Annotated in this window: 13 protein-coding genes; 4 read left to right on the forward strand and 9 right to left on the reverse strand. The window is 58.9% G+C overall.

The window, feature by feature from the left end; genetic code table 11:
• Positions 1–49: 49 nt before the first annotated feature.
• From FFM81_RS27700 to FFM81_RS27715, 4 genes are all read right to left on the reverse strand, one after another.
• Positions 50–1,156 carry a hypothetical protein gene (locus FFM81_RS27700; RefSeq protein WP_138385514.1) on the reverse strand — a complete coding sequence of 369 codons (1,107 nt, stop codon included), beginning with the start codon at positions 1,154–1,156 and terminating at the stop codon, positions 50–52.
• A 13-nt stretch (positions 1,157–1,169) separates the two neighbouring features.
• Positions 1,170–2,429: an AAA family ATPase gene (locus tag FFM81_RS27705; protein WP_246401365.1), complete on the reverse strand. Its 1,260-nt coding sequence runs from the start codon at positions 2,427–2,429 to the stop codon at positions 1,170–1,172.
• Between the two features lie 383 nt (positions 2,430–2,812).
• Positions 2,813–3,355 carry a hypothetical protein gene (locus tag FFM81_RS27710; protein WP_173883868.1) on the reverse strand — a complete coding sequence of 181 codons (543 nt, stop codon included), beginning with the start codon at positions 3,353–3,355 and terminating at the stop codon, positions 2,813–2,815.
• A gap of 726 nt (positions 3,356–4,081) precedes the next feature.
• The gene (locus FFM81_RS27715; RefSeq protein WP_138385512.1) at positions 4,082–5,224 is read right to left on the reverse strand and encodes an RHE_PE00001 family protein; all 1,143 of its coding nucleotides are present in this window, start codon (positions 5,222–5,224) and stop codon (positions 4,082–4,084) included.
• A 179-nt stretch (positions 5,225–5,403) separates the two neighbouring features.
• On the opposite strand from FFM81_RS27715, the gene FFM81_RS27720 reads away from it, so the two are divergent.
• The 3 genes from FFM81_RS27720 to FFM81_RS27730 all read left to right on the forward strand — a co-directional run bounded on the left by FFM81_RS27720 (position 5,404) and on the right by FFM81_RS27730 (position 7,124).
• On the forward strand, positions 5,404–5,694 hold the full coding sequence (locus FFM81_RS27720) for a type II toxin-antitoxin system Phd/YefM family antitoxin (protein ID WP_138385511.1): 291 nt from the start codon (positions 5,404–5,406) through the stop codon (positions 5,692–5,694).
• Positions 5,691–6,068, forward strand: a complete 378-nt coding sequence (locus FFM81_RS27725; RefSeq protein ID WP_138385510.1) for a type II toxin-antitoxin system VapC family toxin — start codon at positions 5,691–5,693, stop codon at positions 6,066–6,068. The genes FFM81_RS27720 and FFM81_RS27725 overlap by 4 nt, the downstream gene beginning before the upstream one ends.
• Positions 6,069–6,215: 147 nt before the next feature.
• Entirely contained in the window at positions 6,216–7,124 is a 909-nt protein-coding gene (locus tag FFM81_RS27730) for a nucleotidyltransferase and HEPN domain-containing protein (protein WP_003571581.1), read from the forward strand.
• Between the two features lie 159 nt (positions 7,125–7,283).
• On the opposite strand, the gene FFM81_RS27735 is transcribed toward FFM81_RS27730, so the two are convergent.
• The 5 genes from FFM81_RS27735 to FFM81_RS27755 all read right to left on the reverse strand — a co-directional run bounded on the left by FFM81_RS27735 (position 7,284) and on the right by FFM81_RS27755 (position 12,640).
• Positions 7,284–7,955, reverse strand: a complete 672-nt coding sequence (locus tag FFM81_RS27735; RefSeq protein ID WP_138385509.1) for a response regulator transcription factor — start codon at positions 7,953–7,955, stop codon at positions 7,284–7,286.
• Positions 7,956–7,987: 32 nt separating this feature from the next.
• Positions 7,988–8,764, reverse strand: coding sequence for a 3-oxoacyl-ACP reductase FabG (gene fabG, locus FFM81_RS27740; protein ID WP_003571585.1), 777 nt, complete (start codon positions 8,762–8,764; stop codon positions 7,988–7,990).
• A complete protein-coding gene (locus tag FFM81_RS27745) occupies positions 8,761–10,470 on the reverse strand; it encodes an acetolactate synthase catalytic subunit (protein ID WP_138385508.1) in 1,710 nt (569 codons plus the stop codon). The genes fabG and FFM81_RS27745 overlap by 4 nt, the downstream gene beginning before the upstream one ends.
• A gap of 2 nt (positions 10,471–10,472) precedes the next feature.
• Positions 10,473–11,834 (reverse strand): aspartate aminotransferase family protein, encoded by a 1,362-nt coding sequence (locus tag FFM81_RS27750; protein ID WP_138385670.1) that lies wholly within the window; start codon positions 11,832–11,834, stop codon positions 10,473–10,475.
• A 107-nt stretch (positions 11,835–11,941) separates the two neighbouring features.
• Complete coding sequence (locus FFM81_RS27755; RefSeq protein WP_138385507.1) at positions 11,942–12,640, reverse strand: GntR family transcriptional regulator; 699 nt, start codon at positions 12,638–12,640, stop codon at positions 11,942–11,944.
• A gap of 237 nt (positions 12,641–12,877) precedes the next feature.
• Between FFM81_RS27755 and FFM81_RS27760 the strand changes: the two genes are divergently transcribed.
• Entirely contained in the window at positions 12,878–13,987 is a 1,110-nt protein-coding gene (locus FFM81_RS27760; protein WP_138385506.1) for an ABC transporter ATP-binding protein, read from the forward strand.
• Position 13,988: the final 1 nt, after the last annotated feature.

The raw sequence follows: 13,988 nt of genomic DNA on the forward strand, positions 1-13,988 counted from the left end.
ACAGTCTTCGATGGGTCCCGGTCGCCGGAACACAATCTAGTGCCGTAGACTAATTCGTCTGATATCCTGGGTCGATGATCTGCTTAATCGGCGCGACCACCAAGCCATCGCTACCGACCAGCGAAAAGTTGCCGATCTTTTGTCGTTGGCGGGGCAAAAGCGGCTGTTGCTGCAGATATTCGGTGAAAAGGCCCTCGTCGAGCCCGACGAAGCGGACGAGATCCGGATCGGGAAGCAGACCCGACAGTTCCCTCGCTTGATCGAAGTCCAGGTCGAGCGGGCCAAACGGCGTTATGACCGCTCCCACAAATAACCGCTTCTCCTCATCGTCGGCCACGCGGACCTGCCGACGGGGCGCCGGCGCGATTTTGCCTTCGGACCTAGTCAGCAATCCGAGGCCCAGCGCCGTCTGTTCGACGCTGGTTCGAGCGACCGCTTGCACGAGCGCGTCGATCTCCTCGGGGGTGAATTCTTCACCGTCTGTCTCCGGGTCAAGGGCATAGAGGAAAGGGTCTCGGGGAGGATTGGCCAGCCCCCAGCGCGACATGACCGCCCACCCTTTCACCCGCTTGGGTCGCCAAATCGTTCGCGAGCCGGCGCGTATCCGCTTCTCCACACGCACGCCCCTGATCTGGCCGTCGGCGGTCTTGATTGGACCAGGCATACCGCCACGCGTGACGTTGCCCTTTTGATGCGAGCCCTTTGCCTCTCCGATTGCCAGCTCTCCCGGGCGAGCGCAGATCCAGTCGGGCATTTCGGTCTGCGAACCCAGTTTCCGTCTAACCCGCCAACTCGGCGAGAGATGGAAATTGTCGCCGTCGATCGCAGCGAACCAGACGAAATTATGGTGCATTTGAAGGTACGCGCGCGCGAAGAACCGGCCGAATAGTCCCGAGAACGAGCGGCGCATTTCCGTGCCACGACCCGGCCCATTCTCGGTCCAGACGAGATTCGGGCCCGGTTCCAGCAGATCCTCGAGGAAGGCGAAGAGAGATGTCGAGCGCGGCGCGGTCTGGAGAATTTCGTTCCAAGCGCAGCGGGCAACATCATCGAGATCGAAGGCGATATTTGACATCGGCCGGCCGAGAACCGAGCGTAGATGCAAGGGACAGGCCGACGGCGGATTGATGATAAAGCGCTGCGATCGGGTGCTCATGGAAGCACGCTCGCTACAGGAACGAATGGACGGTGAGCGCACCGGTTGCGCTTGAACCGATCCAACGCTCGGAGTCGTCCGCCGTCAGTTCGACGGCGTCTTCCTCGGAATTGACGCACACGACGGTTTGGACAGCGGGCTCGTCGAGCGCATTAAGGGCATTGACCAGGCGGCGCTTGCTCTCGCTATCCAGGCCGAGGAACAGACTGGAATCAACGATGATGACCCACGGTGCCGACCGCGGATCGACGCGGATCATCCGCAGTATGATGTCGAACAGCGCGAAGGTGTGCTCAGAGCCGGACACTCCGCCGGTCTCATAGAAATGATCGCTGCCCGCGGATCGGATCTCCGCTCGATACTCACCTATTCTCCTTATGCGGGAGCCGAATGTCGAGCTGCAAAAGAGTTCCTCGCGCAGAGCATCCCATAGTTGATCTTCGCTTAGCCCTAGCTGGGGTGCAAGCGCGCGCAGGTCTCGGCGGAAAGCGTCCTTCAATCGGTTGGGTTTCGAATTCTGGCTGTCGAGATAGACGATGTTGAACAGCGAACGCGGCCAATGCGGCGCGACATTCCCGTTTACCTCGACATGCAAACGGGTCTGGTGATGCTTGGGGATGCGCTTTAGCGCGGTGGCTTCTTCATTCAGTCTAACTTTTGTGTGGACGCCGTTCACGGATATTGCCGCCTCGATCATCATATTAGGAGAGCGGGCACCGAACAGGCCCCAGCGTTTGCGGAAGGTTTCGAAGTTCGACCCACCCGAAAATGCCGCAATGCTTTCACACAGGCTCGATTTACCGGAACCGTTCGATCCGAAGACGACATTGTGTCGGCCAAGGGAAATAGTCGTTCGCTGGCGGAATGGACCAACGTTCTCGATCGAGACGCTTGTGAGACCATGCTTCAGGGCACTTCCGGCACTTGCGACCCGGGCAAACACCCATTCTTCGTGCTGTTTCTTCCAGCGCCTCAACTCCGCGACGGTATAGCGGCTTTCTGTATCGTCGATCAGCTTCCCATGGGTCTGGCACATCCACACGCCGTTGGCCTCGCTCGCGCGATCGATAGGCGAAAGATCGGCGTCATAGCGCGGACCTTCGGCCGACGCTGCAGTGATGTGCGCGGCCACGCCTACCATAGTTACGCGGGACTTCCGATCTTCTGACGGCCCAACGGTTAGCTGTTTACAGTCCGGCTTGGCGCACATATAGCCGGCGCGCAGTGCCAAGCGACGAACCGTCGCCGGTGTGAATTCATCCCGCGTATCCACCAAGTCTGCTTTTCCCCGCTATATGCTCGCGAGAATCCTACAGAAGAATCACAAAGCTTGTTAGAGAGTTCAGCCATCGCTAACCGAAAAGTTGCAAGCGGAGCGCAAAGCTGAAACGAGGTCGCGATCGTCATGGCCGCCACCACATCTCTCCTGAATGCACCTCATCGGGAATGAGACGAAGGGTAAAACAGATAATGCCCCGTTGCGCCTATGTTTGGGACGTAGGAAATACTGCCGATGACTAAGGATCGATGGCGCGGCGAACCGGCTCGTTCAACTGGTGGGGTTCCGAAACCGCCCTGGTCATTCGAACTTCCTGGCTCAACCCTTACATCGAATCCCAAAATCGAGATCAATCTCGTTGGTAGGGACGTGGAGCCCTAGTGTCCGTTTACGCCCGACATCTGTGGAAGGTAAGCGGCGAACTCGCCTTGAAGCGGGAACTTAAAGGAGTCTGCGAGGGCGCTTACCTGATAACCCACGGACTTGCGTAGCGCTCTGAGAGCGGATTCGAACGCCAGCCAAACCGGATCGCCGCTGTCACATCGCAAGGCTGTGAGGTCGAAGCGCTCGACGCTATCGAAAAAGTGTCGGATCGTTTGCCCGAGGGCGACGACCACAATGTCGAGCGGACTGCCGGCAGCGCAATCGCGACGTAGACGGGTGAGATCGTGCCGAAGGCCTTCAAGCGAAATCCGCACGCGATCGGGGAATTCCGCGTCGAAGCTGGCCCAAAAGGTCCGGCGGTCCTCGAACAAGATGATGATCTCTCGCGCCAAGCCGGGTGCCATCTGGCCTGATCGAAGCAACTCGATGCTGTTCGACCAGCCATGTTGGCGAACTTCACCAATCATAGTTTCATGGTCGCGCTTCCAAGCGCGCAATTGTTCGGCGCGGAAGCCACCACTGTCCTTATCAACCATGTCTCCGCACTCGCGGCATAACCAAAGACCGTTGGCTCCCGACCGGCGCTCTGTTTCGCTTTGGTCCGGATCGTACCGCGGGCCGCCCTCAGCCGCAGCGCAGATATGTGCAGCGTGCCCGGTTCCGAGGCCGCGCTGACCACCTGATCGAGGGCCTGCAGTCAACCGAAGGCACCGTGGGTTCGAGCAGAAGTGCGCCGCCCGCATCGCGAGCTCACGCTTTACCGGCAGATTGAATTCATGGCGAGGCATAGGATCTCCGTGGCGGTCGGCAATTAGGAAATGGCAAACGTGACACATCATCATCGTCTCCATCTGCCTCGGGATGGAGGTCTATATCGATCTGCGGTGGAAATGTTCGCGCGCATCGCGATGGGCTGACTCGAAGTACGGAACGAGAGCAGCGGAGAGATTCGGATCTCTGTTGGCCTTTTCCTCAAGAAGCAGGCGGCCATACCCGTCTGCGATCGGTGTAGACGGATAGGTCGTCAGCCATCGCTTCATCGACCTGGATGACGGCTCGCTGTTGTACATATTATGACGCCCCCCGACGCAATTGTTACGATCTACATTACTTCGCTGCCGAAAAGAAGGTTTATGCCGCCTGAAATCTAAGATGCGCCACCTTCGCTCGCGGCGAGACCAAGGGGGTCGCTGCGAAGTCTCGGCGAGAACAATCCCACTCCAATGGTATCCCGTCTTTCCTTCGACAGCTTTTCCTCAGTCTTACGACACCCCCCATGCCCGAAACCTCCCCCTCCCCGTCATCTCCCTGAGCCCGAGCTCACCGACGATCCTGACCGCTGCCTGCGGCGTCACCTCGATCGTCTTGGCAACCATACCGGTCGAGACCAGCGGCCGTGCCATCACCAGGTCGATCAGCTCCGGCAGCTTTGACGTTTGACGGCGGCCAATCAGCCGGCGCTCCATCGCCTGCCGAGCCAGGGTCAATCGGTCGTGTTCCTTGAGCCCAACCTTGGCCGCAGCGATGAGGCCGGCGAGAAGCGCCAACAACCGGGTTTCGTGATCGCGATGCCGGCGGCGATCGACGGGTATCGACTTGAGCCCGAGATTGAAGGCAGCCAAATGCGCTCCTGTCGTCACTCCAGCCTGACGCAGCAATGATGCTGCCAGCAGCCGGCCGAGCCAGGGCGCATGCTGTAGAACCTCCAAGCTATTCCAAGCATCGAGGGCGACAATCACCTGCAGCACAGCTGGAAAACCGTCGAGCTCGCGCAGGACGGCCCGCCATTCACCGAGCCGTTCGTCCTCGTCCCAATCGAGATCATAGACGAACGGATCCTTTTCCCGGGAACCGACGCGGTTCGGCGTCTTTGCTGCTTCGAGGGCAGCCTCCGATCGGGCCAGCACCGCATCGATAGCGGCGAACTCAGCGTCGAGGGCGCTGTTGCGATCATCGCCCTCCTCCCCCTCCCCTCTTCCGGCCCGGTCGACAGCCGGCTGGGCGGCGTCGAGCGCCACGGTGCCGTCGGCGCCACCTGATGGTGCAGGCCACGCCTGCCCGCGGAGGCTGCGCAGACCGTCGGGGCTGAGCGCCCAGCCGGGCGGCTGCGCCGCGATGCGTCGGCGCGTCCGCAGGACGTCACGGGCGATGGTCAGCTCATGGGTCGGCGCGCGGATGTCGGCGCCGGCGTCGTGCAGCACCAGGTCTTCGAGATGCACCAGCTCACCGTCGATCCACAACGAGGCGCAGGCGTCGGCGAAATGCGATCGTTCGATCCAGCCCGGTCCGATCGGCGAACGGGCGATGCGCTCGTCGAGGCGCGACAGCGCGCTGCCGGCGTCCGAAATCGGCCGCAACAGGCGTGTGATCGGCAATTTGGACAAATCGTAAGACATTGAAATTATGGTAAATGATTTTCTAAACGAATGCTATCTTATACTTAATGTTCATTACCGGCCGCTTTTGCAAAATTGCTATCTAACCATCGATAAGTACTGGTTATCGGAAGCAGTATGTACATGTGACTTGTACGCACTTATTCGCGGTGATATCCTAGCCTCAAAAGCCAATATCGGAGCGCCTCATGCCGCAAAGCAGCTACAAGATCAGCGAAGCGCGCAAGAATTTCGCCGAGGTGCTCGAACGCGCAAATCACGGCGAGGAAATTTTGATCATGCGCGGCAATGAAATCTACGCCCGTATTGGCCCGGCCGACGAGGGAAAACGTCCCTTCGGCCTGCTGCGCCAGCGCGGCCTGCCCGATGATTTGTTCGACGATGTCGACACAGAACAGGCGGCGATCGACGCTGGCGACTTCAACGACGACCTCGGCGTCTGGCAGGATGGACCGGCCGACCGCAAGTCCAAGCGATGAAAGTTCTGCTCGACAGCCACGCCGTCTATTGGTGGACGATCGGCAGTGAGCGGCTGTCCGGCAAGGCCAAGTCGATGATCGAGGACAAGGCCAACACCGTGCTGGTGAGTGCCGTCTCCTTCTACGAGCTCGAGAACAAGATGCGGCTGAAGAAGCTTGACCTCAAGCCGCAGGAACTGCGCGCCGCCGTCGCCGCCAGCGGTTTGCAGACGCTCGCCATCACCGATCTGCATGCCGAACTGGCGGCCGCCTTCGACTGGGATCATCGCGACCCCTGGGATCGCGTTCTCGCCGCCCAGACGCGGCTGGAGCATTGCACTCTCGTCTCGACCGATGTGGTGTTCGACGCGATTTTGCATGAGCGGGTTTGGTGACGAGCAATGGCCATGGTTTCTGCGGATATTCCGGAAGAAGATCTGATGGACCTCGCACTGCGCAGGATGTGGTCGTTAACTGCCCCCGCAGGATACCTTTAACGCAACGGGTGGACCGTGCAGAATCTTTCCCCTATCGATGGTGCTATGAAGTCCTCCCTCGATCATATTCCGCTTCGCAAACAACGCGAGATTGGCCGCGTACTGGAGATCCTGCACGAGGAGTTCGAGGATGCGCTGAAGGACGGCACGGCGGAGTTCAAGAAGCGCGGACGTATCTTAAAAATCATCCTGTTCGGCTCCTATGCCAAGGGCGGCTGGGTGGATGAACCCTTCACCATGAAGGGGTACCGGTCGGACTTCGATCTGCTGGTCATCGTCAATAATCGCAAGCTGTGCGAGTTCACCGAGTACTGGCACAAGGCCGCCGACCGGCTGATCCATGACAAGTCGATCGAAACGCCAGTAAGCTTCATCGTCCATTCCAGGCGAGAGGTGAACACCTACCTGAAGGAAGGGCAGTATTTCTTCTCCGACATCCGGAAGGAAGGGATCGTTCTATATGAATTAGACGACGAGCCGCTTCCAGAGCCTAAGCCACTCTCGGCAGTTGATCAGCTTCGTATCGCAACTGAGCATTATGAGGGCAGGTTTCCGCTGGCTCGGTCCTTCTTAAAGATTGCATCGTCTTGCATAAACCAAAATGAGCTACGCGTTGCGGCATTCCAACTCCATCAGGCGTTGGAACAAGCCTATTCCTGTGTCCTGCTGACGCTCACCAATTACAGCCAGCCTTCCCATAACATCAAATTCCTCCGGTCGCTCGCCGAAGAACAGGACCGGCGCCTGGCCGAAGCCTTTCCTCGTGATCAGCATCTAGAGCGCGCCTGGTTCAACACCCTGAACGAGGCATACGTGAAGGCGCGTTATTCCAAGCATTTTGAGATCAGTGAGGAGGCTCTAGGATGGCTGGCAGAGCAAACGGCTTTGTTGCTTGAGTTCGTTCAGACCGTTTGCTGCGAGCATCTGGATAGGCTCAGGCGGAACGGCGGCTAGCCCCGTCCCCTAATATGCAGTCGGACCGTGAATTAAGTTCCATTCAGGTTCCAAGCTTGGTGCCTTTGGCAGTTCATCTTAAAGCGTTCAAAAATGTCGCCGTCTACGACAGCCGCATCCGTAATCTCGCAGGCCATGAAGGTTATCCGACATCTGCCTTCATGCCTCGTGAAATTCAAGAGAATAACCTGCGCCATAAACAGTCCGCACCCGCAGACTCCGAAGCCCCGCGACCGATTTTCGAAGGCGTCCGATATGCACGTCGACCGTCCGACGGTCCACCCGGCGCGGATTGGTCCAAACGGCGTCGATGAGTTGCTCTCGCGTGCTGATTTGTCCTTGCCTTTCCAACAGGAACTTTAGGATTCGCGCCTCTATGGGCGCAAGGTTTATTCTCCTCCCACCAAAGACGACAGCCTGCTGTTCGAAGACAAACTCGGCGGGAACAACAAAATTTGGCGCTGTAACAGCGTTCGGCCCTGGCCCTACGGTATTCAGAAAGGCAAGAATCTTCGATGGCGACAAAGGACGCGTGATGACTTCTTCGAGGCCCGCCCTGATCAATTGCAGGTGCTGTGCGCCCATATTGCCGCCGATGAGCGCCCCGACGGGAAGCCCGGCCTCCTTTAACAGCGCACATAGCGGCGCAACGTCACTCGGCCAGCTTCCACAATCCAAGAGGACTGCGGAAATTGCTGCTGATGCGCAGGCGTCCACGACATCGTCTTCACTTGCTGCTAGCCGAGCTCCGAAGCCCTCATGACGCAGAATATGCTCAAGCATCAGATAAAATTCGGGATCCTGCGAGCAAACCAGTATGACAGCGGCCATATCGATCGCCTCTTCGTCGTCTGAGCACAGCCTCAACTCGGCGCGAACTCGCCGCCATTGACATCGATGATGGCTCCGTTGACGAACCCGGCATCTTTCGATGCCAGGAACGCGATCACGGCAGCAACCTCGTCCGGATCACCAAGCCGACGGGAGGGAATGCGAGTGAGCGCGTCGACGTTGGTCTTGGTGTCCGGGGACCCGGTCAATGGCGTCAGGATGCGACCTGGCGCCACGACATTCGATGTTATGCCGTAGGGAGCATATTGAGAGACCAGCACGCGGGATAGCCCTGAAAGTGCCGCCTTTGACGCGACATAACTCCCGCCGGCGATCCGTGGTCTCGTCCGGCCGGCAAGAGATCCAACGAAAATAACGCGACCATAACCTTTATCCTTCATCGCTGGCAGAACGGCCTGGCAACACAACATCGCACCCGTCAGGTTGACAGTGAGCACGTCATTCCACTCTTCAAGGGAAAGGTCGGAGACGTTGGGAGGACCGTCAGGGCCTTTTGGCGAGATCCCCGCATTGCAAACGAGAATTTCAGGCGCGCCAAAGACCTGGGCGACTTCGCGGAAGAAATTCGTGATGGCAGCCGGCTCGCGGAGATCTACCCTTCGCGCAAGCGACATCCCCGATCCGAAAGCTTCGGCAAGAGCTGCGCCCGCGGCCATGACGCTCGCCTCCCCATGGCTGAAGACAGCGACCCTGTGACCGGCCTTGAGCATACGAAACGCGGTAGCAAGTCCGATCCCCGTCGTGCCGCCGGTGATGACCGCAACACGCTTGCTGCAGTCGGCGCTCATGCCGCTTGGTCCATTGCAGCAAACAGCGATAGAGGTGGATGGGCGCCAGCGTCGGTCATGACTTCGATCAACAAAGGCCCCTCTCCAAAGAGACCGCGCTCGAGGTAACGAGGAAGATCGGCGGGATCGAAAATTCGGACGGCCGGGCAGCCGCAGGCTTCGGCAATTTTCTGGTGGTCGACATCTGCAAAGCTGCAGGCGGTCGTGAAGCTGCCGAACTTGGCAGTTTCTGCGTCACGCTGAAAACCCAAGATGCCGTTATTCAATACGATAATGAGGACGGGCAATTTGCTTCGCACCATAGTTTCAAGTTCTGCCCAGCTGTGCGCGAAACCCCCATCCCCCACGACCGTCACGACCGGTTTATCTGGTCTTGCCGCTTTGGCGCCGAGTGCAAGTGGCACGCCCCACCCGAGCCCGGCAAGGCCACGCGGCGAGAGAAACCGCATGCCGGGCGAGAGCGCCCGCAGCTGACCGGCGACCCACATGGACGAATAGCTTGCGTCAGCGACAACTGTCGTATCAGCCGTTAACATCCGTTGCAGTTCGAACATGATCCGCTCGGGACGGATCGGACTTGCGTCCGATTGGGCCACTGGTTGCCGTTCTGCGTCAAACGCATGCCAGAACCCAGCGATACGAGAAGCCAAGTCATTGCGCTTCGATGCGCGATACGAAAGGTCGCGCCCAGCAAGCGCCCCGCGGAGCGCGCCGATGGTTTCCGCGGCATCGCCTGCCAACCTGATTGCCTCGTAAGTGCGGCCGATTTCGGAGGGATCAACATCGACGTGGATGACTGAGGCGGAGCGGGGAATTTGACGCCAACTATCGGTGCCATTCTGATTGGTTCGCGTCCCGACGAGAATGACGAGATCTGCTTCTTCGACGAGGGCAAGCGTGTGCCGTCCGAGCGATCTCGGTCCAACGAGTGCACCGAGGACCCCAGCCGAGAGGGGGTGGAATTCGTCGACCGCCCCTTTACCCATATTCGTCGTGACGACGGGAAGCGAGGCCTCATCCTGCAGCGCCGAAAGTTCGCCGGCGGCGCGGCTTGCATGAATGCCGCCTCCGGCGATGACAACGGGTGCGTGCGCTGCCGCAATCATTGAAGCTGCCAGCTCGATCTCGCTATCGCGCGGGCGCAACCGATCGAGTGGCCAGTGACCTAGGGCAGTCTCGCGCCGATATGGTGAAGACGCTATCTGCTCTCGCAAGACGTCGGCGGGAAGCAAAAGAGCGACCGGCCCTGGCCGGCCCGAGGCGGCTGCGGTGAAGGCAGCGTCGACATAATCGTCGATCCGTTCCGGAACCAGCACTTTGCGCACCCACTTCGTGCAGGATTGGAATAACGCAATATGATCGAGTTCCTGGAATGCATTGCGGTCGGCCTGGTCTCGTTCAACATCCTGAACGAGAGCGACGATCGGCACACTGGCCTTCAGCGCTTCGGCCAGCGGTGGAACGAGAAGCGTTGCTGCTGGTCCGTTTTGCGCTGCGACGACGCCAACCTTCCCGGACAGCCGCGCATAACCATCAGCCATTGTCCCTCCCATGTTTTCCTGACGGTAGGCGATCTGACGGATGCCGATCGCTTCCGCGGCGAGGACAACCGCCGAAGGCAGGCTCTGTGCGAAGATATGCGTAACGTGGTGCCTCTTGAGAGAATAAGCGATACGTTCGGCGACGGTAAAAACATCATTTGCCATGATCACATGCCTGCTTCGGTTGGATTTGCTTCGAGGGTTGAAAGGAAGTCTGCGAAGGCTGCGATGACCGCATTACCGTCGGCCGTGGTCATTGCCGTCGATAGGCACGCGGCGGCTCCATTGGGCAGCAGGATGCCGCACTCGAGGAAATGCCGCGATAGCCGAGCCATCAGTTCCGTCTCTGCCAGCTCGAGGTAAGCCTCCCGGAAATCTGCTGGCTCCTTGCTTTTCGGATGGATGCGAAACAGTGAGGCGGAGCCCGTTATGCTAAAGGCTGCGCCGCGACGCTCGATCTCCCTTCGAAGACCGGCCCGAATGCTATCGCCGAGGATCTCGAGCGAGGCGAATGCGGCCTCCGTCATTGCCTCCATGGCGACCCGCCCCGCGACCATCGATACGGGATTTGCCGAAAACGTACCGCCTTGCGGAAGCAGCGGCTTGCCGCTGTCGCTCGCGAAGACCCGCATGACCTCCTTGCGCCCACCAATTGCCCCGACGGGAAAACCCCCGCCGATGATCTTCCCAGCCGCAACCAGGTCAGGCTCCAGCCCATAGCGGGCCGAAGCGCCCATATAGGACTGTCGTAAATTGAGGACTTCATCGGCTACAACAAGAATTCCATACTTCCTGGCGATCGTACCAAGGGCAGCAAGGAAGCTCGGTTCAGGCGCAATCAATCCGGCGCGGCTCGGCATTGGGTCAATGAGGATACAGGCCAATGAAGAGGCTGCCGAAGCAATCCGACGCTCGAGATCCTCGACGTCGTTGAAACGGATGACCGTCACCTCCTCGCCAACCGAGGGCGGCATCCCCCGATACGCTGGCACAGCCGACGATCGCTGCGGGTCGTTCCAAATAGCCGGTGATACCGCCTGCCCCGTTTCCGCCCAGTCATAAGCGCCGTGATAGGCGCCTTCAATGCGTGCAACGCCTGGCCGGCAGGTGAATGCCCGGGCAGCCTTGATCGCAAACATCACAGCCTCGGTACCGCTGTTGACGAAGCGAATATGTTCGACCGCTGGGATGCGCTCTATCAACAGCTCGGCAAGCGTGATCTCGTGCTCGGTGGGGTTTGAAAAACACGTTCCGCGATGAAGAAGATCCGCGACCGCATCGGCAACTGGAAGGAAACCGTGCCCGTGGATCAGAGTCGTGAAATTATTGTTGAGATCAAGGAGATGATTGCCATCGACATCAATCAGATAGGCTCCCTCGCCACGCGAAATGTAGAGCGGGCTCGGCTCGTGATCCACCGTGACCCGCGTGATCCCGGTTGGAAAGACGCGGCGCCCCCTCTTGAAGAAATGTTCTGACCGCGACCGGGAGAACCCCCGGCCGTGGCGTAAAACGTCAGTGTGAAGCATTGGATTTTCTCCGGCCAAAACGGGTCGCGGCACGACCCTTCATAATTTTGTTGTAACAAAAATCATGAACCCGAAGAAGTTGCAACAAAATAATGTTGCGACCAGTGCTATTGCCGCTTGAGGCGCTCTTGCGCCGCTTTCTTCAAGCGGCGGTAGCCATCGCGAATGTCGCTTTCCACAGCAGCGCGGACGGCCGAGGGATCCCTGTCCACCAATCCCTCTATCGCAGCCATGTGGTTGCGGACACCGTATTTTACTTCCGCAAACTCGGGATAAAGGTCGTGGAACGAGGCGCCCACCCTCAACCACAAAGCCTCGATAGTGGAAAGGAGGTGGGGCATCTCACACAGTCGGTAGATCGTAAAGTGGAATTCCTTGTTGTCGTGCAGAGCGTCAGAATAGCGCTTTTCGTCAAGCGCCGACGTTATATGACCCTGAATTTCCAATAGCTTATCGATTATATCATCGGTCGCCTGAGCCGCACCCTTTTCAGTCGCCAACCCCTCAAGCGCAAGCCGCATCTGGGTGACCTCATAGAGCGCCGGAAGATCGAGATGTGGGACGATAACGGTTTTAGGCCCAACCATGACAAGCGCGCCCTCGAAGACCAGCCTGTTGATTGCCTCGCGAGCTGGCGTTGCGCCAACCTTCAGCATCTCGGCAACCGAGCGGATCGGCAACTTGTGACCAGGCCTGTAAGTACCGCGCGTGAGCTGCTCCTTAATGGATGAATAGGCAAAATCACTGATGCGTCCAGACTGTTGGTCTGGCGCCGGCGATTCCTCTCCGGTTGTATTTTTGTTCAACTTCGACCCCCATGCGTTGACATTGTCGCATTTTTGTTGCAACAAAAATGCGACAGCTGCGAAACGATAACGTAATGTGACAGCATAACGGGATCGTGAACATCCGCAAACGTCGTGGCCGCGGAACGCCATGCCCGCAAAAGCAGCCGATGTTTCGGCGTATCAGCACCTGGCCGCATGAGCGGTCCGGGAGGTTTCAATGCGCGTCGCAGCACGCGAAGTGGAGGAGATATCATTTTGATTGGTGCGCCTGTTTTCATCGACCGCATAGGTAAAGCCTATGGCAGCCAGACTGCCGTGGGTGGAGTGACATTGGACATTCCGGCAGGCGAATTCCTGTCGATCCTCGGCCCATCGGGATCGGGCAAGACGACGTTGCTGACAATGATCGCCGGTTTCGAAAGCCCGTCTGCCGGACGCCTGGTCATTGGCGGGCGCGATGTGACGGCCATATCGCCCGATCGCCGCAACATCGGGATGGTTTTTCAGCGTTATGCCTTGTTCCCACATTTGACCGTCGCCGAAAACATAGCATTTCCGCTGAGGATGCGCGGCATTCGCAAGAACCTTAGAGCCGAACGCGTTGGGCGGGCGCTCGACCTCGTTCAACTTCCCGACTACGCCATGCGCTATCCCCACGAGTTGTCCGGGGGCCAGCAACAGAGAGTGGCGGTCGCGCGAGCGATTGTCTTCGAACCGCCTGTCCTCCTGATGGATGAGCCGCTTGGGGCGCTGGACAAGAAGCTGCGCGAAACCATGCAGATCGAGATCAAGCAGTTGCAGCAGCGCCTTGGGGCGACGGTCATCTATGTGACTCACGATCAGGAGGAAGCATTGACCATGTCCGACCGGATCGCGGTTATGGCAAAGGGGAAAATCGCGCAACTCGGAACTCCGGCAGACATTTACCGCAATCCGCATAGTGCCTTTGTTGCGGATTTCATCGGCAAAATGAACTTCCTGACTGGGGAGTTCCTGGGCGAAGCCGCCGGCACCAGCTCAATCAAACTGGGTGATGACGTCGTCGTCCAGACACCCGGCTCTGTCGCCGGTTTCGAGAACGCCGCACGCGTCGGTGATCGTGTTCGCCTTGCACTCCGGCCCGAGCGCCTTGGTCTTGCAGCGCGCGGCGCAGGGGGAAAGAACGCCCTTCCCGGCCGGATCGAAACCTCAGTCTTTGCGGGCTCCTTCGATCTTCATCTCGTTCGAACCGACTTTGGAAGCCGCGAGATCATTCAGGTCCAGATCCCTGCCGATAGGATGAACGCGCCCTTTGCGAAAGGTACGCCCGTTGATGTCGTTGCCGAGCAGGGTGGCCTCCGGCTCTTTGCCGATGCGGAGGCATGAG

The sequence above is a fragment of the Rhizobium hidalgonense genome (assembly GCF_005862185.2).
Classification (GTDB): Bacteria; Pseudomonadota; Alphaproteobacteria; order Rhizobiales; family Rhizobiaceae; genus Rhizobium; species Rhizobium hidalgonense.